This is a genomic window from Methylobacterium persicinum (assembly GCF_022179525.1).
Classification (GTDB): domain Bacteria; phylum Pseudomonadota; class Alphaproteobacteria; order Rhizobiales; family Beijerinckiaceae; genus Methylobacterium; species Methylobacterium persicinum.
The window spans coordinates 141,428-168,209 of record NZ_BPQX01000011.1 but is presented as its reverse complement, the minus strand read 5'-3'; the positions used below and the strand labels follow the sequence as shown (position 1 = coordinate 168,209).

General features: G+C 71.0%; 29 protein-coding genes and 1 pseudogene. 23 read left to right on the top strand and 7 right to left on the bottom strand.

The annotated features are described in order from the left end of the window. Positions 1 to 83: 83 nt before the first annotated feature. The 4 genes from MFF22_RS03100 to MFF22_RS03080 all read right to left on the bottom strand — a co-directional run bounded on the left by MFF22_RS03100 (position 84) and on the right by MFF22_RS03080 (position 2,916). Positions 84 to 560, bottom strand: a complete 477-nt coding sequence (locus MFF22_RS03100; RefSeq protein ID WP_012752950.1) for a hypothetical protein — start codon at positions 558 to 560, stop codon at positions 84 to 86. A 528-nt stretch (positions 561 to 1,088) separates the two neighbouring features. Further along, the gene (locus tag MFF22_RS03090; RefSeq protein ID WP_009865907.1) at positions 1,089 to 1,292 is read right to left on the bottom strand and encodes a hypothetical protein; all 204 of its coding nucleotides are present in this window, start codon (positions 1,290 to 1,292) and stop codon (positions 1,089 to 1,091) included. Between the two features lie 212 nt (positions 1,293 to 1,504). Further along, positions 1,505 to 2,623 (bottom strand): nickel/cobalt efflux transporter, encoded by a 1,119-nt coding sequence (locus MFF22_RS03085; RefSeq protein WP_012752951.1) that lies wholly within the window; start codon positions 2,621 to 2,623, stop codon positions 1,505 to 1,507. A 14-nt stretch (positions 2,624 to 2,637) separates the two neighbouring features. Next, entirely contained in the window at positions 2,638 to 2,916 is a 279-nt protein-coding gene (locus MFF22_RS03080) for a metal/formaldehyde-sensitive transcriptional repressor (RefSeq protein WP_009866592.1), read from the bottom strand. Between the two features lie 44 nt (positions 2,917 to 2,960). Between MFF22_RS03080 and MFF22_RS03075 the strand changes: the two genes are divergently transcribed. The 10 genes from MFF22_RS03075 to MFF22_RS03030 all read left to right on the top strand — a co-directional run bounded on the left by MFF22_RS03075 (position 2,961) and on the right by MFF22_RS03030 (position 10,408). Then, the gene (locus MFF22_RS03075; protein WP_012752952.1) at positions 2,961 to 3,191 is read left to right on the top strand and encodes a DUF1289 domain-containing protein; all 231 of its coding nucleotides are present in this window, start codon (positions 2,961 to 2,963) and stop codon (positions 3,189 to 3,191) included. Positions 3,192 to 3,713: 522 nt separating this feature from the next. Then, positions 3,714 to 3,956, top strand: a complete 243-nt coding sequence (locus MFF22_RS24885; protein WP_009866593.1) for a hypothetical protein — start codon at positions 3,714 to 3,716, stop codon at positions 3,954 to 3,956. A gap of 100 nt (positions 3,957 to 4,056) precedes the next feature. Beyond that, complete coding sequence (locus tag MFF22_RS24880; RefSeq protein WP_238231528.1) at positions 4,057 to 4,566, top strand: type II restriction enzyme NmeDI-related protein; 510 nt, start codon at positions 4,057 to 4,059, stop codon at positions 4,564 to 4,566. 195 nt (positions 4,567 to 4,761) lie between these two features. Further along, complete coding sequence (locus MFF22_RS03060; protein ID WP_009866299.1) at positions 4,762 to 5,214, top strand: MerR family DNA-binding protein; 453 nt, start codon at positions 4,762 to 4,764, stop codon at positions 5,212 to 5,214. Then, positions 5,211 to 5,432, top strand: coding sequence for a heavy-metal-associated domain-containing protein (locus tag MFF22_RS03055; RefSeq protein WP_043766175.1), 222 nt, complete (start codon positions 5,211 to 5,213; stop codon positions 5,430 to 5,432). The genes MFF22_RS03060 and MFF22_RS03055 overlap by 4 nt, the downstream gene beginning before the upstream one ends. 33 nt (positions 5,433 to 5,465) lie before the next feature. After that, the gene (locus tag MFF22_RS03050; protein ID WP_012752954.1) at positions 5,466 to 7,928 is read left to right on the top strand and encodes a heavy metal translocating P-type ATPase; all 2,463 of its coding nucleotides are present in this window, start codon (positions 5,466 to 5,468) and stop codon (positions 7,926 to 7,928) included. Continuing rightward, on the top strand, positions 7,925 to 8,269 hold the full coding sequence (locus tag MFF22_RS03045; RefSeq protein WP_012752955.1) for a heavy-metal-associated domain-containing protein: 345 nt from the start codon (positions 7,925 to 7,927) through the stop codon (positions 8,267 to 8,269). The genes MFF22_RS03050 and MFF22_RS03045 overlap by 4 nt, the downstream gene beginning before the upstream one ends. After that, a complete protein-coding gene (locus MFF22_RS03040; protein WP_009866213.1) occupies positions 8,266 to 8,946 on the top strand; it encodes a cytochrome c biogenesis CcdA family protein in 681 nt (226 codons plus the stop codon). The genes MFF22_RS03045 and MFF22_RS03040 overlap by 4 nt, the downstream gene beginning before the upstream one ends. 14 nt (positions 8,947 to 8,960) lie before the next feature. Further along, positions 8,961 to 9,200, top strand: a complete 240-nt coding sequence (locus MFF22_RS03035) for a heavy-metal-associated domain-containing protein (RefSeq protein WP_012752956.1) — start codon at positions 8,961 to 8,963, stop codon at positions 9,198 to 9,200. Further along, on the top strand, positions 9,197 to 10,408 hold the full coding sequence (locus tag MFF22_RS03030; protein ID WP_012752957.1) for an MFS transporter: 1,212 nt from the start codon (positions 9,197 to 9,199) through the stop codon (positions 10,406 to 10,408). The genes MFF22_RS03035 and MFF22_RS03030 overlap by 4 nt, the downstream gene beginning before the upstream one ends. A 766-nt stretch (positions 10,409 to 11,174) precedes the next feature. On the opposite strand, the gene MFF22_RS03025 is transcribed toward MFF22_RS03030, so the two are convergent. Then, on the bottom strand, positions 11,175 to 12,533 hold the full coding sequence (locus tag MFF22_RS03025) for a dihydrolipoyl dehydrogenase family protein (protein ID WP_012752959.1): 1,359 nt from the start codon (positions 12,531 to 12,533) through the stop codon (positions 11,175 to 11,177). Positions 12,534 to 13,265: 732 nt separating this feature from the next. Continuing rightward, on the bottom strand, positions 13,266 to 13,700 hold the full coding sequence (locus tag MFF22_RS03020) for a MerR family transcriptional regulator (RefSeq protein ID WP_012752960.1): 435 nt from the start codon (positions 13,698 to 13,700) through the stop codon (positions 13,266 to 13,268). A 123-nt stretch (positions 13,701 to 13,823) separates the two neighbouring features. Between MFF22_RS03020 and MFF22_RS03015 the strand changes: the two genes are divergently transcribed. The 5 genes and pseudogenes from MFF22_RS03015 (at position 13,824) to merA (ending at position 17,935) form a co-directional block, all read left to right on the top strand. After that, positions 13,824 to 14,849 (top strand): Vgb family protein, encoded by a 1,026-nt coding sequence (locus MFF22_RS03015; RefSeq protein WP_066927590.1) that lies wholly within the window; start codon positions 13,824 to 13,826, stop codon positions 14,847 to 14,849. Between the two features lie 85 nt (positions 14,850 to 14,934). Further along, positions 14,935 to 15,312: pseudogene (gene hisI / locus MFF22_RS03010) on the top strand (phosphoribosyl-AMP cyclohydrolase); the annotation flags it as partial. 141 nt (positions 15,313 to 15,453) lie between these two features. Further along, positions 15,454 to 15,858: a mercuric transporter MerT family protein gene (locus MFF22_RS03005; protein WP_009865694.1), complete on the top strand. Its 405-nt coding sequence runs from the start codon at positions 15,454 to 15,456 to the stop codon at positions 15,856 to 15,858. A 29-nt stretch (positions 15,859 to 15,887) separates the two neighbouring features. Then, positions 15,888 to 16,226, top strand: coding sequence for a cation transporter (locus MFF22_RS03000; RefSeq protein ID WP_012752962.1), 339 nt, complete (start codon positions 15,888 to 15,890; stop codon positions 16,224 to 16,226). A gap of 269 nt (positions 16,227 to 16,495) precedes the next feature. After that, positions 16,496 to 17,935, top strand: coding sequence for a mercury(II) reductase (gene merA / locus MFF22_RS02995; protein ID WP_012752963.1), 1,440 nt, complete (start codon positions 16,496 to 16,498; stop codon positions 17,933 to 17,935). A 507-nt stretch (positions 17,936 to 18,442) separates the two neighbouring features. Here the strand turns inward: merA and mog are convergent. After that, the gene (gene mog / locus MFF22_RS02990) at positions 18,443 to 18,982 is read right to left on the bottom strand and encodes a molybdopterin adenylyltransferase (RefSeq protein ID WP_009864996.1); all 540 of its coding nucleotides are present in this window, start codon (positions 18,980 to 18,982) and stop codon (positions 18,443 to 18,445) included. Positions 18,983 to 19,317: 335 nt separating this feature from the next. Here mog and MFF22_RS02985 point away from each other — a divergent pair, with 335 nt between their 5' ends. The 8 genes from MFF22_RS02985 to MFF22_RS02950 all read left to right on the top strand — a co-directional run bounded on the left by MFF22_RS02985 (position 19,318) and on the right by MFF22_RS02950 (position 26,768). Further along, the gene (locus tag MFF22_RS02985; RefSeq protein ID WP_142585967.1) at positions 19,318 to 20,079 is read left to right on the top strand and encodes a DsbA family protein; all 762 of its coding nucleotides are present in this window, start codon (positions 19,318 to 19,320) and stop codon (positions 20,077 to 20,079) included. Positions 20,080 to 20,164: 85 nt separating this feature from the next. After that, the gene (locus MFF22_RS02980) at positions 20,165 to 20,791 is read left to right on the top strand and encodes a DsbA family protein (RefSeq protein ID WP_012752966.1); all 627 of its coding nucleotides are present in this window, start codon (positions 20,165 to 20,167) and stop codon (positions 20,789 to 20,791) included. Positions 20,792 to 21,049: 258 nt separating this feature from the next. Further along, entirely contained in the window at positions 21,050 to 23,113 is a 2,064-nt protein-coding gene (locus MFF22_RS02975) for a heavy metal translocating P-type ATPase (protein WP_192285023.1), read from the top strand. Then, positions 23,110 to 23,667 (top strand): TlpA disulfide reductase family protein, encoded by a 558-nt coding sequence (locus MFF22_RS02970; RefSeq protein WP_009863353.1) that lies wholly within the window; start codon positions 23,110 to 23,112, stop codon positions 23,665 to 23,667. Before MFF22_RS02975 ends, MFF22_RS02970 begins: the two co-directional genes overlap by 4 nt. After that, positions 23,664 to 24,128: a hypothetical protein gene (locus MFF22_RS02965; protein ID WP_012752969.1), complete on the top strand. Its 465-nt coding sequence runs from the start codon at positions 23,664 to 23,666 to the stop codon at positions 24,126 to 24,128. Before MFF22_RS02970 ends, MFF22_RS02965 begins: the two co-directional genes overlap by 4 nt. A gap of 43 nt (positions 24,129 to 24,171) precedes the next feature. Continuing rightward, positions 24,172 to 25,335: an ABC transporter permease gene (locus MFF22_RS02960; RefSeq protein WP_012752970.1), complete on the top strand. Its 1,164-nt coding sequence runs from the start codon at positions 24,172 to 24,174 to the stop codon at positions 25,333 to 25,335. Beyond that, positions 25,328 to 26,035, top strand: coding sequence for an ABC transporter ATP-binding protein (locus tag MFF22_RS02955; RefSeq protein WP_012752971.1), 708 nt, complete (start codon positions 25,328 to 25,330; stop codon positions 26,033 to 26,035). The genes MFF22_RS02960 and MFF22_RS02955 overlap by 8 nt, the downstream gene beginning before the upstream one ends. Further along, positions 26,028 to 26,768, top strand: coding sequence for a cytochrome c biogenesis CcdA family protein (locus tag MFF22_RS02950; protein ID WP_012752972.1), 741 nt, complete (start codon positions 26,028 to 26,030; stop codon positions 26,766 to 26,768). The genes MFF22_RS02955 and MFF22_RS02950 overlap by 8 nt, the downstream gene beginning before the upstream one ends. Positions 26,769 to 26,782: the final 14 nt, after the last annotated feature.

The following is a 26,782-nucleotide window of genomic DNA, read 5'->3' as shown; positions in this document are numbered from 1 at the left end:
GGTATCCTCGCGTCGGGAAGTCCGGATGCACGCCGCGATGGCGGACGCAGTCCGGGCGTTGCGCGCCTCAGGCGCGCCTCACGTCACGCGAGGGTTCGTGGCGGCTTGGGCAGGGCCTCGGGGCCGACGCCCGGGCGGCCAGCGACGTCGTGCGGGATCAGCTTGGCAGTGCGGACCACGGGAAGTGACAGGGCCCCCGTGCCGGACATGATGCCCGACGCGCAACAGACCATGGTCCCGCAGCAGGAGCCCCTGCAGCCGGCCGGACAGCACCTACCGCCGGCGTCATTCGCTCGCAGCGAGGCCACCGGCTCGACGGCCGGCGCCTGAAGATCGACAGCGGTCCGGGGCCTCGCCGACGTCTTTACGACGCGCGAAGGGGCAGCGGAAACCGTGGTCTCAGCGATGGAGGGCGCCGCCTGGACATATGCCGCCGCGGCTTGGTGGCGGCCATGGTGCGCGTGGCCCTCGTGGGCCTGGACGGCGGACGGCGCGACGTAGGCGATGATCGCGAGGATCATCGCCGCCATCAGGCGCACGATTTGCCGGTCGGGGCTCATGAGGGCTGCTTACACCGTTTCCAGTGGCGGGACTATGTCGTCAGGGACGTGAATGCCGGCGTGCAGGTTTGGTTGCCGCGGCGGCGTTTCAAGGTGCCGCGGGCAACGGCTCGGCCGGGTAGCCGGCGGCCGTGATGGCCTGGGCGATGCGGTCGGCGAGGCCGCCGGCGCCCGAACCCGTCACGCGTTTGGCCCGCAGGTCGGCATTGACCCGAGCCCCGGACTCGACGCCGAGGACGGCGCGTGACGGCCTGGTCGCAGCCGCAACCCGGTTCCGAGACCCTGTATCGGGCCATGACGCTCTCCCCTCGGTGGCGTCCCGCTCAGATGGGGCTTCCCATAGTGGGAAGGTCAACAGGCTTTTCCGGGACAGGAGGTGAAAACCACAATTGATGGCTTTCCCTCGAAAAGACGCGCCACCCGAAGAAAGCCGCGCAAGCCGGGCTTTCCACCGAGTTCGCTGAGGCGTCGCATGAGCGCGGTCGCGCCGCCTGGCCAGGTCGGGGCCGAACCGGTCCAGCGATAGTCTCAGCCGCGCCCCTTGTCCTTCCGGTAATGGTCGCGAACGAGCTGACCCGGCGAGGGCTGCGCGACCATGGTGCCGCCGTACCCGGCTGCCTTGGCCAGGTTGATCGCATGATCTGCGCACTTGGCCGCGTATTCGCCTGCGCAAACCTCGTGGCCGTCCGTGTTCGTTGCGTAAACCAAGTAGGTGCGGTCGGGATTTGCCATGGTGTTTCGCCAGAATCGCAATCGACCGATTGTGAATCGAATCGAACGGTTTCGTCAAAATCGGATATCGGTCACGACGTGTATGACGGTCCGGGCGCAGCCGCCGCAGCCCATTTTCTCGACCCTGTAGCGGACCATGACGCCCTCCCGTCGGTGGCGTCCTACGCAGATGGGGCTTCCCCTGGTGGGAAGGTCAAGGGCCGCGGCGCCCGTCAGGCCGGCGCCCACACGGCAATCGTCGTCGCAGGCTCCTGGTGGCCGTGCCGGATGCCCTCCCAGCCGAGCCAGCCCGTGTAGAGGCCGACCAGGACGATCAGAGCCGCGGAGGCGTAGGGGGCCCGCCGGGCGAAGGCGTCGAAGCCCGACCAGCGGTTCGCCACGTGCCTCACGCTGAGCGCGGCCAGGATTCCGGCCGACACCATCGTGAGCGCCAGCCCGATGCTGAAGCACACGACGAGCGCGAAGCCGAGGCTGAACTGCTTGAGCTGGATGCAGAGCAGCAGCACCGTGATGGCGGCCGGGCACGGGATCAGGCCGCCCGTCAGGCCGAACAGCACGATCTGACCGGTGGTCACGGTGCGGCCCCCGAACCGTCGCCGGATGGCCTCGGCGTGCGCCCGGGCGTGTGCGTCGTCCTCGTCGCCCAGGTTCAGGTGGTCGTGTGCGTGGCCGTGCTCCTCGAACGCGACCTCGTGGATCTCCGCCCCGGCGGACCCATCGAGGTGCAGCCGTGCCCTGAAGGCATGCGGCTCCGGGATCTCCTCCATGCTCTCCAGGAAGTCGCCCCCACTCGCGAACGAGAATGCCTGGCGGGCACCGTCGGGTCGGACCGTCTCAAGGGTGACGCGCTGGGCCGGGGGCAGCACGCCCTTGACCCGGCTCAGGCGCCAGCGCGGCGGCACGCCGTCCTCGATGACCTCCAGCTGGAAGACGCCATCGCGGGCCATGATGCCGTGGCCCTCGGCGTCGTGGTGGTGGTCGTGGTGCTGCTCGCGCCAGGTGCGCCACGCCATCCAGAGCGCGATGCCGACGATGAGGACGGCCGAGGCGAGCTGGAAGTACGGCTCGGACGCCTCGCCGCCCCACGCCTGCCCCAGGTACTGGCCGCCGAGCGCGATCACCCAGACGACCGCCGTGTGCGAGAGCGTCGCCGCCAAGCCCAGCAGGACCGCCTGCAGGACGGTGCCGCGGACCGCGATGATGAAGGCGGCCATCATCGTCTTGGAGTGGCCGGGCTCCAGGCCGTGCAGGGCGCCGAGCAGGATCGCGCTCGGCACGAACAGCCAGGCGTGCGCGGTCCCCTGCTGCAGCAATTCGGGAAACGGGACCATGACGGGTCGCCCTCCTACTTCAGATAGGTCCGGACGACCTCGATGAGCTCGGCCGCGCCCTTGGCACGCTCCGGGTCGGGCTCGCGAGCGGGGTCGACGACGTGATGGCGGATGTGGTCCTCCATCAGCTCGGCGGTCAGCCCGTTGATGGCGCCCCGCATCGAGGCGACCAGCATCAGCACGTCGGTGCAGCCGATCTCCGCCTCCAGGGCGCGCTCGACGGCCTCGGCCTGCCCCTTGATCCGGCGCACGCGCGCCAGAAGCTTGGTCTTGTCCTTGACGGTGTGGGACATGGGTCGGCTCCCTTCGCTTCGTAATATAGGGGGCTACCCTATGTATGTCGAGCGAGAAGCCCGTTGCGGGCGAGGGAGGGCGTGCCGTGACGGAGAAGGATCCCTGCACCGGCGTCTGCCGGTTCGATGGCCGGTCGGGCTGGTGCGTCGGCTGCGGCCGGACCAGTTCGGAGATCAGGGCATGGCGTAAGATGACGCCCTGTCGGCGCACGGCGCTCGCGCGCGAATTGCCGCGCCGAGTCCGGCAGGCCAGCGGGGAGGGGGCCGCGCCCTGACCGAGCGCGCCGCCTTCGACGCGACCGACCACACTGCCCGCGTGAGCCTTGCCGATGACAGCGTTCCCGAAGGCGGGATGGTACGCTCCCATCCGGATGCGAAGGACGGGTATGCCGCGCCGATGCAGGTGATGGACGAGACCGGGACCGACCGAACCCTCCCTGCCTGACGCGGCCTGGATCGGGAACCGCATCCGGGCCTGGCGCGACGACCCGGGCGGCTCCCACCGGACCTGGTCCCTGTGGGAGGAGCGCATCGAGAACTTCCGCGCGATCCGACGCCGCCTCCAGGCCGTGGTCGAGGAGATCCGGGCCGACACCTTCGGCAACGCCTACCGCGGCTCGTGACTGGAGACGGGGGCCCACGCGATCGCAGAGCAGCGCCAGGTCTTCCACGGCGCCGACCACGCCTTCCTCTGGAAGCCGAAGCTGCGCATCCCGGACATCCACGAGGACGGCGCCAACCAGGTCGCCTTCGGGCGCTTCCTCGACGCCTGCCTGCGCGGCACCGCCGAGGCGCAGGTGCTCGCGGCCATCCAAGCGCTCGACCAGGCGGGGATCACGAGCCTCGGCCCGGCGGCGGCGAACCTGCTCTACTTCCTGCACCCGACCTGGGTGAGCCCGTTCAACACGGCCATCGTGAAGGGCTACAACGCGCTGACCGGGGCCAACGCGACACTCGGCAAGTGGGACGAGTCCCTCGCCATGGGCCCGGGGGATCGTCGCCCTCAACGCCAGCCACCGGACGCTCCTCTCGAACGATGACGGGGGCGTCGCCGGCTTCCTGTTCGACGTCGGGTCCGGCCGCTGCCCGAGCGCGACGGGGGCCGCGGCCCTGGCCCGCCGGCGGGCGGACCTCGACCGGGTGCGGGCGCAGGCCGCGAGCAAGGCGGACCACACCCACACCGAGATCCAGGGCTGGCTGCGGGACCTCGGCCTGGCCCTCGGCTTCGACGTCTGGATCGCCTCGAACGACGCCGGCCGTCCCTACGGCCCCGGCCGCCTGTCGGGCGGCTGCCTCAACCGCCTGCCCGAACGCCTGACCGCGAGCGGCTCGGCCGAGACGGTGCAACTCATCGACGTGCTCTGGCTGGGCAAGGCGGGCGGCGACGTCGCGGCGGCCTTCGAGGTCGCGCGCACCACGAGCATCTATTCCGGCATCGTGCGCATGCTCGACCTCGCCCTCGGCGTCGAGGGCGGGACCGCGCGCAACTTCTTCCGGGTGGCTCGGGACAACCGCGGGGACGACGTGCGCGCCCAGTTCGCCGGGCCGGCGTTCTCGCGCGTGGGCGACCTCGACCCGCGTTACCTGCCCTCCAGCGAATTGCGCGGGACCCGCGAGGCCATTGCCCGCCCCGTCCGCATCGCACGATGACGCGGTGCGAGCCTATCCCTGAGGCATCTCGGGCCGCCGCCCGGCGGCAGACCGAGCCCATGGGCCGCCCCTTCCGGAAACCACGGAGGATAACCGGGAGCGAGAGCCCGAAGACTTCCCTCGTAAAACGCCCTTGACCCCGTACTACGGTACGGACCTTAGGCTCACGGGGCGTTGGTGATGCCGGGGCAGCACATGCGGGATCCGACCATCGGGAAGGCGGCGCGGGAGGCCGGCGTCGGCGTCGAGACCATCCGGTTCTACGAGCGCCAGGGCTTGATCGCGCAGCCGGCCAAGGGGGCCGGCTATCGGACCTACCCGCCCGAGGTGATCGCCCGCATCCGCTTCATCCGGCAGGCCCAGAGGATCGGGTTCTCCCTCAAGGAGGCGCAGGAGCTCCTCGCCCTGCGCGCCGACCCGCAGGCCGACTGCGGCGACGTGCGGGCCCGGGCCCGGCACAAGATCGCCGAGGTGGACGCGAGGATCGCCGAACTCCTGCGCGTCCGCGCCGCCCTGGAGGCCGTGGTCGCCTCGTGCCCGGGCCACGGCGGGCTGGGTGGCTGCACCATCCTGGAAGCCCTCGACGAGGCACCGCCGGCACCGGCGGCGTGCCGATGCGGCGCGCCGAGAAAGAGGAAGACGCCATGAGGACGGTCACCCTGAAGGTCGAAGGCTGGCGGTGCGCCGCCTGCTCCGCCTCGGTCGGCTCTCTGTTGGAGGCTCATCCCGGCGTCCGCGGCATCGACGTCTCCTTCGACGAGGGACGCGTCCGCGCCCTCTACGACCCGGCGACCACCAGCGAGGACCGCCTCGTCGAGCTGATCGAGAAGCGCGGCTTCCAGGTCGTGGCCCGTACTTCGGCCTGATCCGGCCGGCTGGACATTCCTGGAGACGGACCGATGGCCGCAGCAACCCTCGACACCGACTTTTCCCTGTGGAGCGAGGAGCCGGCGAGCCGGCCCGACCGGGCGCGCATCCGTGCCCGGATCGGCGGCCTGCACTGCTCGCTCTGCACCGGAACCATCGAGAAGGCTCTGGGCAGCCAGCCCGGCGTCGACAAGGTGGCGGTCAGCCTGACCCACGAGCAGGCCCTCGTCGAGTACGACCCGGCGGTCGCGCGGCCGGCGGCGCTGCTGGGGATCCTGCGCGACATCGGCTACACCATCTCCGACCCGCGCAAGGTCCGGCCCTACGAGGAGGAGGAGCGCGATCTCGTGCGCGAGAGCCGCCGCTTCGTCGTGGCGGTCGCCCTGAGCGTCGCCTCCATTCCCATCATCGCGGATCCCACCCTCGGCTGGATCGGCTTCCTACCCGCCCTGGTCTGCCTCAGCCTCGGCGCGATGGTCTTCCTCGTCCTGCGGAAGACCAGCCTCCTCGCCGCGGCCGCCAGCACCACCGGTCTCGCAGTCCTGGCACTCGGCCTGCTCTACCTGAACCTCCAGGGCTACCTAACGGCCTCCGCTCCCTGGCTCGTCGCCGCGCTCGCGGTCGTGCTCGTCTTCGGGGTTGGGCGCCACATCCTGCACATGGCCGTCCAGGCCCTCCGCCGCGGCATCCTGAACCAGCACGTGCTGCTGGAAATCGGCGCCTTCGCGGGCATGCTCGGCGGCGTCATCGGGCTGGTTCTCGACCGGCCGGACTACCCGACGGCCCCGTTCTTCGCCGTCTCGGTCATGGTCGCGACCTACCACATCTTCTCCGAGTGGCTGTCCCTCATCGTCAAGACGCGCAGCTCCCAGGCCGTGAAGCGGCTCCTCGACCTCCAGCCGGAGACCGCCCGCGTGGTCCGGGACGGCCAGGAGCGGGATGTGCCGCTGGACGCGGTCGCAGTCGGCGACCTCGTCCGCATCCGCCCCGGGGAGCGCGTGCCCGTCGACGGCACGGTCGCGGGCGGCCGCTCCGCCGTCGACCAGGCCCTCGTCACCGGCGAGCCGATCCCGGTCGAGCGCGCGGAGGGCGACGCCGTCATCGGCGGCTCGATCAACGGCACCGGCACCCTGCTGGTGCGGGTAACCGCGGTGGGGGCCGGCAGCTTCCTGCAGAAGGTGGTGCGCGAGGTCGAGGACGCCCGCGCCCTCAAGCCTGGCCTGCTCCACCTCGTCGACCGCGTCCTGCAGGTCTACACCCCGACCGTGCTCGCGGTGGCCGCGCTGGCCTTCGTCGGCTGGCTCGCCGGTTCGTGGTTGGCGGGCGGCGAACCCGACATCGAGCGGGCCGTGTTCGCGGGCTTGAGCGTCCTGGTCATGGGCTATCCCTGCGCCGTCGGGATCTCGGCACCGCTCTCCATCGTGCGGGGGTCCGGCGAAGCCGCCGAGCACGGCATCCTGATGCGGACCGGCGAGGCCTTCCAGGGCTATCGCCTCGTTGACACCGTCGTCTTCGATAAGACCGGGACCCTCACCGAGGGCCGGCCCGCGGTCCGCGAGGTCGAGGCGTTCTCCGGGAGCGAGGCCGATCTCGTCGCCGTTGCCGCCGCGGCCGAGGCCTCGTCCGAGCACCCGCTCGCGCAGGCGGTGGTCAAGGCCGCGTTCGCTCGCGGCGCCGTGCCCCCGGACGTGACCTCGTTCGAGGCCGTCCCGGGCAAGGGCATCGTCGCCCAGACCGAGGCGGGCAACGTCCTGGTCGGCAGCCCGGCCTTCCTCGCCGGCCACGGCATCGATCTCGCGCCCGCTTCAGCGCGCATCCTGACCCTGGAGGGGGCCGGGCGCACCGTCATCGTGGTCAGCCGGGACCATCGCCTGCTGGGTCTGCTCGCGCTCGACGACAGCCTGCGGTCCGACGCGGCGCAGGCGGTCGCGGCCTTGCGGGCTGAGGGCGTGAGGACGGTCCTGCTCACCGGTGACAACGAGCGGGCCGCCCGCCGGATTGCCGCCGAGGCGGGCATCGACGAGGTCCACGCGGGGGTGATGCCCGACGGCAAGGCGGAGACCGTGCGGCGCCTCCAGGCGACGGCCAAGGTCGCGATGGTCGGCGACGGCATCAACGACGCGCCCGCCCTGATGCAGGCCGATGTCGGCATCGCCATGGGCGGGGGCACCGACATCGCCATCGAGGCCGCCGACATCATCATCCTGTCGAACCGCCTGGCCGCGCTGCCGCTCGCCCGCCGCATCAGCCGGCGCAGCTACGCCAAGATGCTCCAGAACGTCTGGCTCGCCTTCGCCTTCAACGGCCTCGGCATCCCGATCGCCGCGACCGGCCTCATCAACCCGATCTGGGCCATGGTCGCCATGGCGGTGAGCGTCACCGCGATCTTCCTCAATTCCCTCTGGGGCCAGCCCGGACTGTTCCTGGGGGCGATCACGAGCGTCGGCAGCCTGCCCGGGACGAACGGGCTCGCCATCGAAGGAGGTCGGCGATGAGGTTCCTGATTTCTTCGAGCGGGGCGGCCGCACTGGCAGCTCTCCTCCTGGGACCGGTGGGGCCTGTTCGGGCCCAAGAGGACACGCCGGCCACGTCACGCCGCGGCTCCGATCTGAAGGTCGCGACCCTCCCGGTGGAAGGCATGGTCTGCCTCTCCTGCGCCGCCTCGATCAAGCGTGCGGTCCGGAAGGTGGACGGGGTGACCGACGCGGAGATCGATTTCGTCGGCCGCACGCTCCGCGTCACCTACGCCGCCGGCCGACCCCTCCTGCTCGGTCGCGTGCGGACGGCCGTCGCGGGCCTCGGCTACACCCCCGGTCCTCCCGTGGTGGCGCCGTGACGCTCGAACATCTCGTCCGGCCCCTGGCGACCGGCGCCGGCGGGCCGGCCGCCCTCTGGATCGCGTTCCTTGCCGGGGTCCTGGCCAGCGCGGTCTGCCCCTGCACCCTGCCGGTCGGGCTCGGCTTGGCCAGCGTCGCCGGGGCCTCGGAGGCGGGGTCCCGCCGCGCCGGCCTGCAGGTGGCCGGGTCCTTCTTCGCCGGAATCGTCCTGAGCCTCGCCGCCCTCGGCTCCGCGGTGGGACATCTCGGCGCGCTCGCGACGGAGGCGTTCGGCCGGAGCTGGGCCCTGCTCATGGCCGGCGTCTCGCTCGCGGCGGCGCTGCTCGCCTTCTGGTGGCCGCGCCTGCGCACCCGAGCGCTGACGGCCTGGCGCCACCCCGGCCTGCTCGGCGCCTTCGCCTACGGCGTGGTGTTCAGCGTCGGCACCTCGGCCGCGCCGCTGTTGCTGCTGCTCACGGTGGCGGCCGCGGAGGGTCGGGACGGGCGCGGCGTCGTCCTCGCCCTCGCCTTCGGCCTCGGTCGGGGCCTGCCCTTCCTCGCCGCCGGTGCGGCCGGGAGCGCGGTCACCCGCCTGGCCCGCCTCGGCGTCTGGGGCCGAGCCCTGCAGCTCCTCAGCGGCGCCGCCCTCCTACTGGTCAGCGCCTACTACGCGCGGGTCTACGCGGACCTGCTCTGAACCCCGGAGACCTCATGAGCGACGAAACCGCCTTTCTGACGGAGGTCACCCTCTCCGTGCCAACCATGTTATGCGACGGCTGCGCCGAGACGGTCCGTGACCTGCTGATGGCCATTCCGGGTGTCCGGCAGGCGAGGGCCAGCGCCTGGCGTAAGCACGTCGCCGTTCGCTTCGAGCCGTCCCGCGTCGGACCCGCGGAGATCCGGTCGGCGCTCGCCAATGGCGGGTTCGACGGCGCCGAGGTACAGGCATGATCCCCGGAACGGCGGAACCCGCGGAGGCTGACCGCGAGCGCCTCCTCCGCGTGCTCGCGGCAGCGGCGTTCGTGATCTTCTTTCAGGCGTTCATGGTCGCGCCGGTCCTGCCGCAGTTGGCGCAGGGGTTCGGCGTCTTGCCCGAGCGTGTCGGGCTCATCGTTCCGGCCTATTTGATTCCGTACGGCGCGGCGACGCTGGTCTACGGGCTGCTGGCGGACCGCCTCGGCGTCTGGCGCGTCATGGCGGGTTCCCTGGCCGCCTTCGCTGCGCTGACGGCCCTGACAGCCACGGCGAGCTCGGTCGGGCAACTCGCCACGTGGCGCTTCCTGACCGGCCTGGGGGCGAGCGGGGTCGTCCCCCTCGGCCTCGTTCTCGTGGGCCGGCTCTTCCCCTACGAACGACGCGGGCGCCCCTTGGGATGGCTGTTCGGCGCCATGGCCGGCGGCATGGCTTTCGGGTCGACCTTCGGCGCCCTGCTCGAACCGGTCGCCGGATGGCGCGGCCTCTTCCTGACCGTCGGCGCCGCCGGGGGCGCGCTCCTGCTCGTCCTTGCGCCGTCACGGGGGATCATCCCGGGCGCCACGGCGATCGGGACACGGCTGCCCGACCTGTTCCGCGGCTATCGCGACCTCCTGCTCATCCCACGCGGACGCCGCACCTATAGCTTCGTCCTGCTCAACTCGATGTTCCACTCCGGCGTGTTCACCTGGCTCGGCCTGTACTTCGAGCAGCGATACGGGCTCGGTCCCGTCGGGGTCGGCCTTGCGCTCCTCGGCTACGGCATCCCGGGCTTCCTCCTGGGGCCTGTCATCGGCCGCATCGCGGACCGGCGAGGGCGCGGCCGCCTGCTCCCGGTCGGGCTGCTCCTGGGGGCCTTCGCGGCGGCAGCTCTGACCCTCGACGCGCCGCTTCTCCTGGCTGCGGCGGCGGTAACGGTCCTGTCGCTCGGCTACGACATGACCCAGCCGCTGCTCGCCGGCGTCGTCACCGCGCTCGGGGGCCAACGTCCGGGGCAGGCCATGGGGCTCAACGTCTGCCTGCTGTTCACCGGGTTCGGGCTGGGAAGCCTGCTCTTCGGCGGATTGCTCCGCTTCGGGTTCGGGACGACGCTCGCGCTGTTCGCGGCGGCGGAACTGGCGCTGGCCGCAACTGCCGTGCGTCTCTTCAGGCCCGAGACGCCGTCCGTCGAAGGAGGACGCCCCTGAGCACGCCAACACCCGAATTCGAGGAGGATACCCTCGACACCGTCATCCTCTCCGCATTCCGGCAGGCGCGCCGCGAGGGACATCGCGACGCGGCCGAGCACCTCATGCGCGCCCTGGAGGCCCTCGCCGGCGCGGCCGACCCGTCGTCGGCATCGGCCTGCGTGGCCGAGGCATGCCTTGGCTTCGCGGACGAGCAGGGCACGGGACGCGCTTCCCCGACGTATGGAAGTCGATCGAGGCAGCCGCATTGAGCCTCGACGGTCCGTTCTCGTCCCGGGGCGGCAGGGTCTCTGAGGCGGAACGCGTCGGAGCGGAGCCGTGCCCCGCATTCGACACCTCTTAAGGCCGGGACGGCCCACCAGCCCAGTTTGAGGTGACCGCGGACGGCCCAACCGGCGCCGGCGGGCCGCTCGGGTGCACCGAGTCCCGCTGCGCAAGCGGAGCAGGAGCGTACCGTGCAGGAGGGCCCCGGTGCAGAGCCCCTGGAAGCGCTGGAGCGGCTCCGCCATCCTCGCTGCCGCTGCGCCGTACACGCGCTGGTTTGCCAAGCCGCGGACCTGCGCGAGCGTCGGGGACTCTCGGCCGGGCGAGGCGAAGCCCCAGGGGCGGGTGTCGCGGCCTCGTCGACGATCAGCGACGTGGACGTGCCTGTCACGAAGGCGGCGCCGCGGGACTCCGTCCGGCTGCGACGGCGCAGCCGGGTGCAAGCCACGCCCCCGCTCTCCGAGGCCGCCTGCCTTCACCTGCTCGTCGAGAACGCAGCCGTTCAGAGCATGTATCCGATGTCGGATGCTCCGGTTGGGTAGGCGAACATCGTCGTTTTCAGGTCTTCGGCCGTGAGACCATGCCGGATCGCCAGGCCGAAGATGTTGATGACCTCATCGACGTGGGGGCCGACCAAGTGCGCACCGAGCACGCGGTCGGTGTCCTCGTCGACCAGAACCTTGAAGCCGTAGGTGGGCTCGGCGACGCGCCGGGCCGTGTACCAGCCGGACACCCTCTGGCTCCGCAGGCGGAACCTCAAGTTCCTCTGCCGCGCCTCTGCCTCGCTCAGCCCGACGCTCGCGATCGGGGGGATAGTGAAGGCGACGCTCGGGACGCCGCGATAGTCAGGCCGGTACTGATTGCCCTCGATCATGTTCCGCACGGCAACCTTGGCGTCGTGGCTCGATACCGGCGTGAGGGGCGGCCCCGTCCGGGCGGCGTCGCCTGCGGCGTAGACGGCAGGGTTCGATGGGCTCTGCAGGAACGCGTTGAGCCTGAGATGCCCGCGCTCGTCCCGCGCGACGCCGGCGGCATCGAGCTGCAGCGGCTCCAGATCCGGGATTCGGCCCGCGGCGTGGACCACGAGGTCGGCCTCCATCGCCTCCTCGGCGCCGGTCTCGGACCGCGTCAGGACCGTGTACCCGTGCCCCGCCTTCTCGACCCGCACGACGGCGCGCCGCGTCCGCACGTCGATCCCCGCCTCGTGGAAGCTCTCCATGAGCCAACCGACGAGCTCGGGGTCGAACTGGGTCAGGAGGCGCTCGCCACGCTGCAGGATCGCGACGCTCGCGCCCGCCCGGGCCGCGATGTGCGAGAACTCGGCCGCGATGTAGCCACCCCCGACCAGGATGATACGAGGCGGGAGCTCCTCAAGCTCCAGGAACTCCTCGTTGGTGACGAGGTGCTCGGCGCCGGGAAAGGGGAGCGGCGCTGGGCGGGCTCCGGCCGCGATCAGGATGTGCCGCGCCTCGCAAACGCCCTCGCCCGCGATCGCGACCGCGTTCCGACCCACGAAGCGGGCTTGGCCGTGAAAGGCGTCGATGCCCTTCCCGGCGTAGTTCCTCGCCTGCTTCTCCGGGATCGGGGCCGTGAAGGTGCGCTTGAACGCCATGAGCTCCGGCCAGGACATCCGAGCCTCGGGCGCGACCACCCCGCGGGTGCGCATGCGGCGGATGTCGTCCATCACCTGGGCGCCGGTCACCAGCATCTTCTTGGGGTCGCATCCGCGCAGGGCGCAGGTGCCGCCGAAGGGCCGGAAGTCGGTCACTGCGACCTTACGGCCGGCGGCCGAGGCCCGATTGCTCGCGACCATGGCCGCCGTGCCACTGCCGATGATGATCAAGTCGTAGCTTCCAGCCATCTCGTTCACCCAGACTTGCGAGGGATGTCCTGCTCACCGGCAGCTCCTCTTCGGTCGCGAGCCCTGCCGGGACGGCCCGCATTGCGCGCGCAGGTGGCGCAGCACCGTCGGAGGTGTCAGCCGAAGCCGACCCGCCCGAGCGCTGCAAGGGCACCTGCGGCCGCCGGTTCGTACGGAGCCACGGAGGCCAGTGGCACGTCGGACGGAAGATGGATGGATGGGCAAGCCACAGCGGACGAGGGCAAGCGCGGCGAAGGCGAGGAAGGTGGCGACTCCCGCGCTCGCGCCGGTTCCGGGATATTGCCCACCTCACGCGAAGGGCCGCGAGCGGACAGCATGGAACCTCCCCGAACAGGTCGGCAGCCAGACAGGCGCAAGCGGGCCCCGGCTCGGCTTGGTGCCTCGGACGAGCCCGCGTCTGACCCGACCGGCGACAGAAGATGGGCCGATGGCCGCACGCACGATGGTCAACAAACCTGGAGCAGCTTCAGGTTTCCGCCGGGCCGGAAGTTTCTTCGGTTCCGTATCGGCCAGAGGTGAATGCGAAGTTCGGTCTGGATTGTCGAACAGGCTCGGCGGCGTCTGCCCGCGAACCTATCGGCCGGCCTCGGAGGGTGCCGGTTTGAGCGCGCTCGCTGCTGGCGGTCACGTGTGGAGCAGGCCGTCGGCCACCTGAGGCGGCGGGAAGCCGCCGGCCGCGTGCCCGAAGCATACGGCCGGCGGATGCAGGCGTCACGAGTCCTCGTCCTGGAACAGCGTCTCCATGATCGGACAGTCGGGTACGAGGCCGCCGATACAGGCCGCGGTCATGTCCTTCAGGACGCGCTCCATCCGCCGGAGGTCGGCGATCTTCGCCCGCACCGCGATCAGTTGGCGGTCGGCGACGCCCTGGACTTCCCCGCAGGTGACCGCGTGGCGGTCGACGAGCGTCAGCAGCGCCCGGATGTCCTCGACGCTGAACCCGAGCTCGCGGGCCCGGCGGATGAAGGTCAACCTCTGCCGGTGAGCTCGATCGTAGATCCGCTGGTTCCCGGCCGTCCGGGGCGGTGCCGGCAGGAGCTTGACCTTCTCGTAATACCGGATCGTCTCGATGTTGACGCCGGTTCCCTCAGAAAGCGCCCCGATGGTCAGGGCAGCGCGTCCGCGCGACGCAGGAACGATGCCCATGCAAATCTCCTTGAACCTGTAGTCGCTACAGATGCTAGCCCCTCCAAGGTGGGAGGGAAAGCCGTGTTGAAATTCTCCTTGATTGCCCGCGTCCCCCAGGCCTTGCGCAGGCATGCCCGGAGTGTGATCGACGAAATCTCGCGCTTCCGCCTCCGGCCGCTGCGCCTCGGGAGCCTTCCGGTCGTCCTGGCCCTGACCGGCCCGGCGCACGCCGGCGACGTGGGGCTCTTCGCGCTCCCGATCCCCGACAGCTACCCGGAAAGCGTGGCCGTCGGACCCGGTGGCACCATCTGGTTCACGGAGAAGCAGGGCAACAGGATCGGGCGGCTCGCTCCCGACGGCGAACTGACCGAATACCCCATCCCGACCCAAGACAGCCGCCCACAGGCGATCGTGGCCGGTCCGGACGGCGCCCTGTGGTTCACGCAGAACCGCGGCAACAAGATCGGGCGCATCACGCCTGCGGGCGTGATCACGGAATATCCGGTCCCGACGCCCGAGAGCTACCCGTTCGGCCTCACGACGGGGCCCGACGGTGCCCTGTGGTTCACGCTGTCGGGCACGAACCGGATCGGCCGCATCACGGCCGAGGGGAGGATGAGCGAGTTCAGCCTCGCCAAGACCCTGACGCCTTACGGCATCACGCTCGGGCCCGACGGCAATCTCTGGTTCACGGGCTTCAACAGCAACACGGTCGGCCGGATCACACCGGCCGGCCAGGTTGCGGAGTTCCCGCTGCCGACCCCAGATAGCGCCCCGCAAAATATCGTTTCCGGTCCGGACGGCGCCCTGTGGTTCACCGAGGCTGCGGCGGATGCCATCGGTCGGATCACGACAGACGGCAGCGTGACCGAGTTTACGCTCGCATCGTGCGCGCCTGGTTCCGTTTCCGAGGACGGCCACCCTGCCCGTTGTACGGGCACGAGGTCTCCCTGCGGCATCGCGGCCAGCAGCGACGCGCTGTGGGTGACGCAGCATTGTGGCGGACGGCTCAGCCGTCTGTCCCCGGGCGGACGGCTCAGCGAGATCGGTCTGGGCGGCCTCAAGGCACCGAACGGGATCGCAGTCGATCCGGACGGCGCCGTCTGGTTCGCCCTCGCCCGCTCGAACGGGATCGGGCGTCACCGGCCCGAGGGCGGCAACCGGTGAGCGACTCTCGGGTCTTCGCCGGGTCGTGGACGGGGCCGCAGGTCCGCCGGCGGCGACCCGGCACGGGCAAGACCGAGGGCGACGCATGTTCCACTCTGGCGAGACCATCGCCCGCGAGGAATGCGCCGCGCTATTGCCACGCTTCGGCGGCGCCGGGCTGCTTCCGGCCGTTGCCACCGACGCGGGCTCCGGCGCCGTCCTGATGCTGGCCTGGATGAAGGCCGCCGCGCTCCACAGGAGCATCGAGACCGGTGAGGCGTGGTTCTGGAGCCGGTCCCGGCAGCGCCTCTGGCACAGGGGCGCGACGAGCGGGCAGGTCCAACACGTCCAGGAGATCCGGGTGGACTGCGGCCAGGACGCGATCTGGCTGAGGGTTCGCCTGGCCGGTCGAGCAGGGTCCTGTCACACCGGCCGCTCCAGCTGCTTCTACCGTCGCGTGGTGACCGGGCCGGACGGGCCGATCCCTCATCCTGGACCCGATCCCACCGGGGCAGCCCGCAGAGCCGTCCCGAGGCCGGAGCGAGGAACACGTGAACGGCCCAAATCAGCGCTTGCACCTGTAGTCGCTACAGGTTGCACAATCCGGACATCGAAAGGATCCCACATGGACAAGTTGGTTGGCACGGCTCCATGCGAGAGCACGGTCGCACCGCGCAGCGAGGCCGAAGGGGACGGGCAGAGGATCGCTGCCGTCGGCGGCATCCTCGCCGCGCTCGGAGCCTCCTCCTGCTGCATCCTGCCCCTCGCACTCTTCAGCCTCGGCGTCAGCGGGGCCTGGATCGGCAACCTGACCGCGCTCGCGCGCTACCAGCCCGTCTTCATCGCCGCGGCGGTGGCGTTCCTTGGCTTCGGGTTCTGGCGGGCCTACCGCCGGCCGGCGGCCTGCGCGGATGCCGGCGCGTGCGCGCGGCCCGGCTCGGGCCGTCTCGCCAGGATCGGGCTGTGGATTGCCGCCGCACTCGTCCTGGCGGCCGTGACCTTCCCCTACACCGCCCCCCTGTTCGTCTGACCCTCACCGTCCTTACCCAGGAGATCACTATGAAGATCTTGCTTCGCGCCCTCATCGCCGGATCGGTCCTGGCGCCGGCCGGTGGCGCCTTCGCCGCCCCGCGCACGGCCATTCTCGACGTCCAGAACGTGAGCTGCGTCACCTGCGCGCCCATCGTCAAGAAGACGTTGTCGCGCCTCGACGGGGTGACCCAGGTCACGGTCGTCGAACGTGGCGGCACGGCCACGGCCACCGTGACCTTCGACGACGACAAGGTCACGGCCGAGGCCCTGTCCGGGGCGGCCACCAACGCCGGGTACCCGTCCTCCGTGAAGGAGGTGAGGAACGCGGCCGCCGACATCACCGGCAGCCCCGCTCAGGCGCGCTGACGAGGCCCGGGACATCATTCTGGCGACCGCCATCTCCTTCGAGCCGGCGCCTGCCCGGCCGCGCCCTGGCGCGCGACGCCCATCCCGGTGGCCGTCCCAGGATCGGGCGGTCTCGCGGCCGGGGCCACCGGGGCCGACGGTGTCCCGGTCCCGCCAATCCTCGTCCTGGGCAGCTCAGCCGGGATCAAGCCCGATCGGTTCAACACCTCCACGCGTCCGGCGGCATCCGAGTGCCGCGGCGCGGACGAACACACACGGAAGCTGAGATCATGAGCGATTGCTGCAGCACCCCGCGCGGGAACAACGGCAGCGGCCCCTACGACCTCGTCGTCGTCGGCGCCGGTTCGGCCGGGTTCTCGGCCGCGATCACGGCCGCCGAGCAGGGCGCACAGGTCGCCCTCATCGGGCACGGCACGTTGGGCGGCAGCTGCGTGAACGTGGGCTGCGTCCCCTCGAAGGCCCTGATCCGGGCCGCGGAGACCGTGCACCATGCCAACACCGCGGGCGGCCGGTTCGCGGGCATCCAGGCCCAGGCTCGGGTGACCGACTGGCGCGCCCAGGTCGCCCAGAAGGACGCCCTGGTGCAGGGCCTGCGCCAGGCGAAGTACGCGGACCTCCTGCCGGCCTACAACAACGTGTCCTACCACGAGGGTCGCGCGCGCCTCGTCGCCGGCGGGGTCGAGGCAGGGGGCCGGCATTTCGCGGCGAATCGCATCCTCATCGCCACGGGCACGCGCCCGGCCATGCCGAACATTCCCGGCCTTGCCGACGCCTCGCCCCTCGACAGCACCGCGGCGCTTGCCCTCACCGAACTTCCGCGCTCGATGATCGTCCTCGGCGGCGGCTACATCGGCGCGGAGCTTGCGCAGACCTTCGCGCGGGTCGGGGTCGCCGTGACGCTCGTCTGCCGCAGCCGGCTCCTGCCCGCGGCGGAGCCGGAGATCGGGGAGGCCCTCGCCGGCTATCTGGCCGGCGAAGGCATCGCCGTTCTGGGCGGCCTGTCCTACGAGGCCGTGGACAGGACGGAGGGTGGCGTGAGCCTTACGTTCTGGCGGGACGGCCGCCGGGAGACCGTCACGGCCGAGCGGATCCTGGCGGCGACCGGGCGCACCGCGAATACCGAGGACCTCGGTCTCGCCGACGCGGGTGTCGCCCAGACGCCGACGGGCGCCATCGTGGTCGACGACCGCATGCGCACCTCGAAGCCGGGCATCTACGCTGCCGGCGACGTCACCGGGAAGGACCAGTTCGTCTACATGGCGGCCTACGGCGCGAAACTGGCCGCCAAGAACGCCCTCAACGGCGACAGCCTGCGCTACGACAACAGGGCGATGCCGGCCGTGGTGTTCACCGACCCTCAGGTCGGAAGCGTCGGCCTCACCGAGGTGCAGGCCCGGGCGGCCGGGTACGACGTGCGCACCTCGGTGCTCACGCTCGACAACGTGCCCCGCGCGCTCGCGGCGCGCGACACGCGCGGGCTGATCAAGCTCGTGGCGGATCGCGCGACCCGGCAGCTGTTGGGAGCGCATATCCTGGCCCCCGAGGGCGCGGACAGCATCCAGACGGCGGCGATGGCCATCCGCGGCGGGCTGACCATCGACGCGCTCGCGGAGACGATCTTCCCATACCTGACCACCGTCGAGGGTCTCAAGCTCGCGGCCCAGACCTTCGACAGGGACGTCAGGAAATTGTCCTGCTGCGCCGGTTAACCGGGATGCCCAGGATCCGCAGGGGGATGTCTTCCGACCTGCAGGCGAGACCGCAGCGTTCTGCCGTCGAGATCAGGCCGGGCGTGCTCCGCCCGGAATGGTCGGCCGCTGTCTCGCCTGGCGCGCGGGCCGCGCTCGCCCGGCGACGGCTGCGCGGTCCAGCTTGATCGAGGCGTAAGCGCGTCCGCTGGAGGCCGATGAGGATCGGCTCTGGCGCGCCGTCCGCCGCCTCTACGCGGCACGGGGACGTCCACCCTGGCGCCATCGCCGCCACGGTGGGCGTCGCCGAGGATCATGCGCGAGCCCGCCTGGGACGCTTGCGGCGGCGGGACCTGATCGGCCTGGAGCCCGCGACGGCGGTCATCCGGTACGCGTACCCGTTCTCACGCGTCGCGACAGGCCACCGGGCCTTGCTCGGTGGGCAGTCCCTCAATGCCCTCTGCGCCATCGATGCCGCCATCGCAAGGAGAGGGGAGAACCGTGGCAGACCGGGCGGTCTCCGGCGGGTTAAGTCGGCCGGAACGCCTGCACCACGGCCGGATCCGTCTCGATACGCGCTGCCCCGATCAGGTCCAGGCAATACGGGATGGCCGGGAATACGGCGAGCAGGCTGACGCGGATGGACGAGGGACGCCCGGGACAGTTCACGATCAGCGCCTTGCCGCGCAGGCCCGCCGTCTGCCGCGACAGGATGGCGGTCGGCACCTGATCCAGGCCGCGCCGCCGCATCAGTTCGCCGAAGCCGGGCATCATCCTGTCGCAGGCGGCCTCGGTACCCTCGGGGGTGAGGTCGCGGGGCGCCGGCCCCGTCCCGCCGGTGGTCAGGACCAGGTCACAGTGCGCGTCGTCCACGAGCCGGATCAGGGCGTCACGCACGCTCTCGACGCCGTCCGGCACGGTGCGCGCGACCGCCTCCCAGGGAGAGGCGAGGATTTCCGCCAGGACGGCATGCATGGCCGGCCCGCTCGCGTCCGCGTAGCCGCCTGAGCTCGCACGGTCCGAGACCGTCAGAATGCCGATCCGCGCCGGGCGGGCCGATGGGGTCATGAGAGGCCGTCTCCAAACTTCAGGTGCGGCAGAGCCTCGTCACGCAGGCGAGCCGCTGGTCGGGCGCGAGGGTACCGCTCCATGGCTCCGGTGCTTCCGTCCGCGTGAACGGCGCCGCCCCTGCGGTATCACCGTCGCCGTCGTTGAACGTGACATCGCGTTTCGGGATCTCCGCATAGGACGGCCTGACACCCCAGGATCGCGCGGCCGGGGTGTGCCGGCGCGCCGCCCGAGCCAGGCGCTTGCCAGACATATCAGCACATGGCAATATGATGAGATGATCGGTACCGCAAGCCCCTCGGTCGGGGCCGGTCGGAAGGAGCCATTCGGCACTCATGATCCCGTTTCGCCTCGCCCTCATCGGGTTGCTCGCCTCCGCTCCGGCCGTCGCTCAGGGTCAGTCCGGCATCCTGAGCGCGGAGCAGCGGCCGGCCTTCGAAGCGGTCATCAGGGAGTATCTGCTGAAGAACCCGGACGTGGTTCAGGAGGCCTTGACCGAGCTTGAGCGCCGCCAGCAGGAGGCGCAGAAGGCGACACAAGCTGTCGCACTGCGCGAAGCGCGCGGTAAGCTGGTCAACTCCGCAAACGATTACGTTATCGGCAATCCGGCCGGCGACGTCACGCTCGTGGAGTTTTTCGATTACAATTGCCCGTACTGTCGAAAGGCGAGAAGCGACGTGGACGCCCTGGTCAAGAGCGATCCGAAGCTGCGGGTGGTCCTCAAGGAGTTCCCGGTTCTCGGGGCGGCCTCGACCGACGCCAGCCGCGTCGCAATCGCCGCGAAGCGGGGACTGCCCGCAGGCAAGCTCCGAGAGTTCCATGACAAGCTGATGGAAACGCGAGGCCGCGCCGATGGGGAACGCGCCCTCGCGGTCGCCAAGGACTTCGGGCTCGATCCCGGGAAGCTGCGGAAGGACATGCAGGACGAGGCGGTCGCGACCGTGCTCCGGGAGAATGCCGCCCTGGCCGACCAGCTCGGCATAACGGGGACCCCGGCGTTCGTCCTCAACGACGGCATCATCGCGGGCGCGGTGGGCGTCGAAGCGCTGCAGCGGGCCATCGCGAACATCCGCGAATGCGACAGGGCTTCGTGCTGACCGTCATGCATCCCAGCGCCCGCCAGGCCCCATTCCGCAGACCGGGCGAGCCGCATCCAAGCATCTGCCGAGGAAGCGAATTGCGATGAACCGACGCGGAGCACTTCGGCTGCTGTTGATAGCCTCGGCCTCGGCAACCGTGAAGCCGGCCCTTGCACAAAACGTATCGGCCCGGGAACTCGCCGAGGCGGGGCCGCTCGGGGATGTCGTGCTCGGGTCGCCGGACGCCAGGGTGACGATTGTCGAATACGCGTCCCTGACATGCGGCCATTGTGCGGCATTTCACCGAGAGACGTACCCGGAGCTGAAGCGGCGCTACATCGACACGGGGAAGGTGCGCTTCATCCTGCGCGAGTTTCCGCTGGACCCCCTGGCGACCGCCGGATTCATGCTGGCCCGCTGCAAGGGCCATGCAAGCTATTACCCGGTCACCGATCTACTCTTCGATCATCAGAAGGACTGGGCTTTCACTGCCAAGCCCCTGGACGATCTGCAGGCGATCCTGCGGCAAGCTGGGTTTCAACAAGAAAAATTCGAGTCCTGCCTCAAAGATCAGAAGTTATACGCGTCGGTCAGCGCCGTGAGGCGGCGCGCCACCGAGACCTTCAAGGTGAGTTCAACGCCGACTTTTTTCATCAACGGACAAAGGTACGCTGGGAACCTTTCGATGGAGGACATCGAAAAAATCATCGCCCCCATGCTCGGTTCCTGAGGGGGCGAACCCGTCCGGGCGCTCGTCCCCACCCCTCCGCACGGTTTCGTGAATGGCCCCGAATACCCCTGCCCGCCGCATCGGCGCCCAGAAACACGCGGGTGTGACGCACCGCACGGCGACACCGGATCCGAGCGCCCGGCCGCGGGACCTGCGCGACCCGGGCGGCGCGGTCGCGCTGCGCTTGCCGGAAGCAGGGCCGGCCGGCACCGCACGGGGTGTCGCCCCGATACCGGCCCCGCGCGCGGAGGCCGAGCCATGCTGAGCGAACGACCGGGCCACGACGCCGCCGACGCCCCGGCATGCGGGTGCGGCGACGGCTGCGGCGCCGTTTCGGCCGCGCGCGACCCTGCGCTGCAGAACACGATGGCCAGCTTCTCGGCCGGTCTGCTCGCCGCCTTCGGCGCGACCCTGGGGGCTGTCGTCGGGTTCGTGGTCTTCGCCGAATGGTCCGGTCTCCTGGACCGGCTGTCCGGGTTTGTCGCATGGCCGCTCTGGCTCGCGGCGGTCCTCCTCGGCGGCTACCCGATCTTCCGTTCCGTCCTGCGCGCCGCGTTCAGGCGGCGGGTGACCTCGCACACCCTCATGACGGTCGGCCTCGGCGCCGCCGTGCTCACGGGCGCTTGGCCGGCCGCGATCATCGTCGTGTTCTTCATGCGGCTCGCCGATTACGTCGAGCATTTCACCGCCGAGCGCGCACGCCGCGCCGTCAGGGAGTTGACCAGCCTCGCTCCCGAAAAAGCCCGGGTCGAGCGCCACGGGTCCGAGATCGAAGTGCCGGTCGCCGAGGTGCGGATCGGCGAGACCGTGGTCGTGCGCCCGGGCGAGAAGGTTCCCGTCGACGGCGAGGTCATCGCCGGACAGGCCACCGTGAACCAGGCCTCGATCACCGGCGAGTCGATGCCGGTCGAAGCGGGCCCCGGCGCGCGCGTCTTCGCGGCGAGCTTCGCTCAACTCGGCGCCCTGCGTGTCCGAGCGACCGCCATCGGCGTCGACACGACCTTCGGCCGGGTCATCAAGATGGTCGAGGAGGCCGACCGACACCGCGCCGACGTGCAGCGCATCGCGGACACGTTCGCGACCTGGTACTTGCCCGTCGTCATCGCCGTCGCGACCGCCACCTTCTTCGTGAGTGGAAACGCGCTCGCGACCGCGGCGGTGCTGATGGTGGCCTGCTCCTGTTCGTTCGCGCTGGCCACGCCCGTCGCCATGATCGCGTCGATCGGCAGCGCCGCCCGGCGCGGTCTCCTGATCAAGGGTGGGCGCTACCTGGAGGCTCTCGCCAGGGCCGACGTGGTGCTGCTCGACAAGACCGGCACGCTGACGTTCGGCCGGCCTCGGATCACGGACGTCGTGCCGTTCGATGGATCGGGCGCTCCGGGCGAGGAGCGGTTGCTGAGGATGGCGGCGGGCGCGGAACGCTACTCCGAACATCCCCTGGCCGAGGCGGTGCGAGCGGCGGCGGCCGAACGCCAGCTCTGTCCGGCTGAGCCCGAGCACTTCGAGGCCATGCCCGGCCACGGCGTGCGGGCGCGTATCGCGGGCGCGACGGTCACCGTGGGCGGCAGACGCCTGCTGCCGGAAGGATTTAACATACCGCCGCGGATGGCCGATCTGGAAGCGGCGGGCAAGACGCTCGTGGTCGTGGCCTGCGATGGCAGCCCTGTCGGGGTTCTGGCGGCGACGGACACCGAGCGGCCCGCGGTGCCGGCCGCCCTCGCCGCGCTGCGGGCGCTCGGCATCCGGCATTTCGAGCTGGTGACGGGCGACAACGCTCGCACCGCCGCTGCGCTCGCCGGACCGCTCGGCCTGGGTTACCGCGCCGACCTGTTGCCGGAGGAGAAGATCGCGGTCGTCAAGGAGTACCAGAGCCGCGGGCACGTCGTCGTGATGATCGGCGACGGCGTCAACGACGCACCGGCGCTGGCCCAGGCCGACGTCGGCATCGCGATGGGCGCCGCGGGCAGCGGCGTCGCCCTGGAGGCCTCGCATGTCGCGCTCATGCGCGAGGATTGGACCCTCGTGCCCGAGGTGGTCCGCATCGCGCGGCGCACCATGAGGGCCGTGCGGTTCAACCTCGGCTTCACGGTCGTCTACAACCTGACCGGCCTCAGCCTCGCGGCGTCCGGCCTCCTGCCGCCGACGCTGGCAGCCGCCGCGCAGGCGGGACCCGATTTCGGAATTCTCGCGAACTCGGCCCGCCTCTTACGTCCGAGGTCCGGCGCGCGGCCCGGCGGGGGCGGTCCCGACAAGCCCGGATGCCCGCCACTTCGGCTTGACCAAGACCCAGCCGTGCCGCGCGCGACCGAGGCGCGGGCATGAGCCAGACCCGCATGGAGAGCCTGAAGCGGCCGGCAACCCGGCGCCTGGCGTGGCTGGTCCCCGCTGTCCTGCTCCTCGCCGGCGGGGCGCTCTGGTCGAAGGTCGCCGGCCCCGGTTCCCCCGCCTTGCTGGCGTTCGTGGACGGCGAGGGACATCCGGCTCGCCTGGCGGATTTCCGCGGCCAGGTCGTTCTCGTCAATCTCTGGGCGACTTGGTGCCTGCCCTGCCGCCACGAGATGCCGGCGCTGGACCGTCTGCAAGCCAAGCTCGGCGGGCCGGACTTCCAGGTCGTCGCCCTGTCCGTGGACCGGGGCGGCGCCGCGGTCGTGCGCCGGTTCTACGAAACCGCCGGCGTGCGGCACCTGTCGGTGTTCCTCGACAGCGCGGGAGCCGTCCTGCCGCAGGTCGGGGCCGCGGGGCTGCCGACCACCCTCCTGTTCGACCGGGACGGCCATGAGATCGGCCGCTTCGTCGGGCCGGCGGAATGGGACGGGCCGCGGATCGAGGCCATCCTGAGAAATGCCATCGCCCAACAGAGAGGAAGGACCTCATGAACGCGGCAACACCCCCCTCGCGCACGTCCCGGCTCGCGCTCGCGACGCTCACGGCCGTCGGCATCGCCGTCCTGGGAGGAGCCCTCTGGGCCAACACCCGGGGCGCGACCGGAAACGTCCTCGCTGGGCTGGGCGGCACGCCCCGGCCGCTCCCGCCCGGCGCGCTCCAGGTCGATGACATCGCCGCGGATCCCTTCAACTATAAGGGCGGCATCACGCTGCGCGCGGTCGTCGCCAGAGCCGAGGGCACCAGCCCCCGCAAGTTCGTGGTTGTGGATGCCCGCGAGGCCAAGATCTGCAAATCGACGAACTGCGCGAAGTTCTACCTGCCGGTCAGCGCGGAGACCGCGATGCCGGTTGCGCGCTGGGACGAGGTCGACCTGGAAGGCGAGCTCGTCCAGGGCGACCGGCACCCGTATTTCCGGGTGACCGGCCTGAAGAACCACGGTCAGTTCCAATGACGCGCCCTGGCGGCACGACGGCAGGCTCGGCGGGAGACGCAGCGTGAATCTCGGAACCCTTGTCTGGCGCAATCTCGTCCGCCGGCCCGGCCGCTTCGCGTTCACGCTGGCGGGCGTGGCCGTCGGCATCGCGGCTTTCGTGGCCCTTCTCACGCTCGGCCAGGGCCTGACCCAGGAGATCCGGCGCCAGGCGCAGGGGCTGGGGGCGAACCTCGTCGTCACCCCGAAGGGCTGGTGCGCCTACGAGCAGATCTCGGTTCTCACCGGCGAGCAGTTGCCGGAAGCCATCGCGATGACGGAACTCGCCAAGATCGCGGCGGTGCCGGGGGTGCGGACGGCCGTGCCCTACCTGAACCAGCGCACGGCCTTCCGGAACCGCCCGGTGCCGCTGATCGGCATCCAGCCGACGGCGATGCGGGCGCTCCAAGGCTGGCGCGTGGGCCAGGGACGCTACTTCCAGGGACCCGACGAGGCAGGCGTGGTCATCGGCGCGGCCATCGCCCAGCAGTTCGGGCTGCGGCCGGGGGAGACCTTCACCGTCCGCGGCCGCCCGCTCCCGGTCGTCGGCGTCCTGGACACGACCGGAACCAAGGACGACGTCGCCGCCTTCGCGCCGCTCGCCGTCGTCCAGCGCATCTACGAGACCGAGGGCAAGGTCTCCTTCGTCGCCGTGCAGGTCGACGACCTGGAGCGGGCGGACGAGATCAGCCTGCGCATCCAGGAGGCGGCCAACGTCGCCGTGGTGTCGGACAAGCAGCTCGTGAGCTCGGTCCTCTCCATCGTCGGCACCGTCGGCGCGGCGATGCAGGCGGTCGCCATCGTCGGCGTGGTGGCCGCCGCCTTCGGCATCGCCAACACGCTCATGACGGCCGTCTACGAGCGGCGGCGCGAGATCGGCATCCTGCAGGCCATCGGGGGAACCCGGCGCACGCTGTTCATCGGCTTCCTCCTGGAATCCGGTCTCTACGGCGGGCTCGGAGGGCTGATCGGCCTCGGCCTCGGCGTGCTGGCGGCCTACCGGATCGGGCCGTCCCTTGCCGACAATCCCTTCACGGCGGCCCTGCGCCAATCGCCCACGCCGGCGCTCGACCCCGGGACGATGGCGGGCGTGCTGGCGTTCTCCGTCGCCTTGGCGCTGCTCGCCGGGTTCTATCCGGCTTGGCGCGCGGCGCGGCTCACACCGATGGATGCGATCCGACATGTCTGAGGCAGATGCGCTGGTCCGCTTGGAGAAGGTCTCCCGGGTCTACGGCCGCGGCGAGGCGGCGGCGGTGGCCCTGGACGAGGCGTCGCTCGCGATCAAGCGGCGCAGTTGGGTCGCGGTCGTCGGGCCCTCCGGCCATGGCAAGAGCACGCTGCTGCACCTGATGGGCGGCCTCGACCGCTCGACGAGCGGGAAGGTCCATCTCGATGGGGAGGAGTTGTCCCGCCTGAGCGCACGCCGCCTCGCCGCGGTGAGAGCGCGCAAGATCGGCTTCGTGTTCCAGTTCTTCAATCTGCTGCCGCACCTGACCGCGCTCGAAAACGTTCAGACCGCCCTCTGGTTCGGCGGCTGGCCCGCGTCCCGGGCACGCGGCAAGGGGCTCGACCTCCTGGACCAAGTGGGGCTCGCCGACCGGGCCGGCCATCTGCCGGGCCAGCTCTCCGGGGGCCAGCAACAACGCGTCGCCCTGGCCCGGGCGCTCGCCAACGACCCGGATCTCCTGCTTCTCGACGAACCGACCGGGAACCTGGACTCGACCGCCGAGGCGGACGTCCTCGACCGGCTGGCCGCGCTTCACCGCCACGGACGGACCCTCGTCATGGTGACCCACAGCCCGGCCGTGGCCGCGAGGGCGCAGCGGCTCGTCAACGTCCGCGACGGCCGGATCGCGTCGGACGCGGCCGTGGAGCGCGCCGGTGCCTGAGGTCTCGACGGCGGGTCTGCTGACCGCTTTTGCCGGCGGCGCGGTCTCGTTCCTGTCCCCGTGCGTGCTGCCGCTGGTGCCGGGTTACGTTTCCTTCGTGGCTGGCCGGTCACTCGCCGGCCAAGCCAGGAGCGGCGCGCGAGCCGGTCCGGCCGTCCGCGCGCTCCCCCTCGGGCTGTGTTTCGTGCTCGGCTTCTCGACCGTGTTCGTCCTTCTGGGCGCCGGCGCCACGGCGCTGGGCCGGCTCGTCCTGTCCTACCGGTCTGAGGCCGGCATCATCGGCGGCGCCGTCATCCTCCTCTTCGGCCTGGTGACGACGGGCGTCCTGCGGCTCCCGGCCCTGCAACGCGACCTGCGCTACCACGGGGCGCTTGCCGGCGGCGGGCCCGGCGGGGCCTACCTCCTCGGCCTGGCCTTCGCCTTCGGCTGGACACCCTGCATCGGACCCGTGCTCGGGTCGATCCTCGCCGTGACCACCGTCACCGCCGGCGCGGGCGGCCTGGTGTTGCTCGCCGCCTACTCGCTCGGGCTCGGGCTGCCGTTCCTGCTGGCCACGCTGTTCACCGACCGGCTGCTCGGCCTCGGGCGGGGCCTCGGCCGGTTCGGGCGGCTCCTCAATCTCGCGGCCGGAGGGGTGATGATCGGCATGGGGCTCGCCATGATGACGGGCCGCCTGACCGAGATCGGCTCCTGGCTGCTGGAAACCTGGCCAGCCCTCGGCCGGATCGGCTGACGAGGCGCGCTTGT

Excerpts from the sequence above, each read along its gene's own strand:
- MFF22_RS02975 (WP_192285023.1), top strand. The coding sequence starts at position 21,050 with ATGCTGAGCGAACGACCGGGCCACGACGCCGCCGACGCCCCGGCATGC.
- MFF22_RS03035 (WP_012752956.1), top strand. The coding sequence starts at position 8,961 with ATGAGCGACGAAACCGCCTTTCTGACGGAGGTCACCCTCTCCGTGCCA.
- MFF22_RS03100 (WP_012752950.1), bottom strand. The coding sequence starts at position 560 with ATGAGCCCCGACCGGCAAATCGTGCGCCTGATGGCGGCGATGATCCTC.
- MFF22_RS03020 (WP_012752960.1), bottom strand. The coding sequence starts at position 13,700 with ATGGGCATCGTTCCTGCGTCGCGCGGACGCGCTGCCCTGACCATCGGG.
- MFF22_RS03080 (WP_009866592.1), bottom strand. The coding sequence starts at position 2,916 with ATGTCCCACACCGTCAAGGACAAGACCAAGCTTCTGGCGCGCGTGCGC.
- MFF22_RS03045 (WP_012752955.1), top strand. The coding sequence starts at position 7,925 with ATGAGGTTCCTGATTTCTTCGAGCGGGGCGGCCGCACTGGCAGCTCTC.
- MFF22_RS03085 (WP_012752951.1), bottom strand. The coding sequence starts at position 2,623 with ATGGTCCCGTTTCCCGAATTGCTGCAGCAGGGGACCGCGCACGCCTGG.
- MFF22_RS03005 (WP_009865694.1), top strand. The coding sequence starts at position 15,454 with ATGGACAAGTTGGTTGGCACGGCTCCATGCGAGAGCACGGTCGCACCG.
- MFF22_RS02965 (WP_012752969.1), top strand. The coding sequence starts at position 23,664 with ATGAACGCGGCAACACCCCCCTCGCGCACGTCCCGGCTCGCGCTCGCG.
- MFF22_RS03030 (WP_012752957.1), top strand. The coding sequence starts at position 9,197 with ATGATCCCCGGAACGGCGGAACCCGCGGAGGCTGACCGCGAGCGCCTC.
- MFF22_RS03055 (WP_043766175.1), top strand. The coding sequence starts at position 5,211 with ATGAGGACGGTCACCCTGAAGGTCGAAGGCTGGCGGTGCGCCGCCTGC.
- MFF22_RS03090 (WP_009865907.1), bottom strand. The coding sequence starts at position 1,292 with ATGGCAAATCCCGACCGCACCTACTTGGTTTACGCAACGAACACGGAC.
- MFF22_RS03075 (WP_012752952.1), top strand. The coding sequence starts at position 2,961 with ATGTCGAGCGAGAAGCCCGTTGCGGGCGAGGGAGGGCGTGCCGTGACG.
- MFF22_RS02985 (WP_142585967.1), top strand. The coding sequence starts at position 19,318 with ATGATCCCGTTTCGCCTCGCCCTCATCGGGTTGCTCGCCTCCGCTCCG.
- MFF22_RS02980 (WP_012752966.1), top strand. The coding sequence starts at position 20,165 with ATGAACCGACGCGGAGCACTTCGGCTGCTGTTGATAGCCTCGGCCTCG.
- MFF22_RS03025 (WP_012752959.1), bottom strand. The coding sequence starts at position 12,533 with ATGGCTGGAAGCTACGACTTGATCATCATCGGCAGTGGCACGGCGGCC.
- MFF22_RS03050 (WP_012752954.1), top strand. The coding sequence starts at position 5,466 with ATGGCCGCAGCAACCCTCGACACCGACTTTTCCCTGTGGAGCGAGGAG.
- mog (WP_009864996.1), bottom strand. The coding sequence starts at position 18,982 with ATGACCCCATCGGCCCGCCCGGCGCGGATCGGCATTCTGACGGTCTCG.
- MFF22_RS03000 (WP_012752962.1), top strand. The coding sequence starts at position 15,888 with ATGAAGATCTTGCTTCGCGCCCTCATCGCCGGATCGGTCCTGGCGCCG.
- MFF22_RS03060 (WP_009866299.1), top strand. The coding sequence starts at position 4,762 with ATGCGGGATCCGACCATCGGGAAGGCGGCGCGGGAGGCCGGCGTCGGC.
- merA (WP_012752963.1), top strand. The coding sequence starts at position 16,496 with ATGAGCGATTGCTGCAGCACCCCGCGCGGGAACAACGGCAGCGGCCCC.
- MFF22_RS02955 (WP_012752971.1), top strand. The coding sequence starts at position 25,328 with ATGTCTGAGGCAGATGCGCTGGTCCGCTTGGAGAAGGTCTCCCGGGTC.
- MFF22_RS02970 (WP_009863353.1), top strand. The coding sequence starts at position 23,110 with ATGAGCCAGACCCGCATGGAGAGCCTGAAGCGGCCGGCAACCCGGCGC.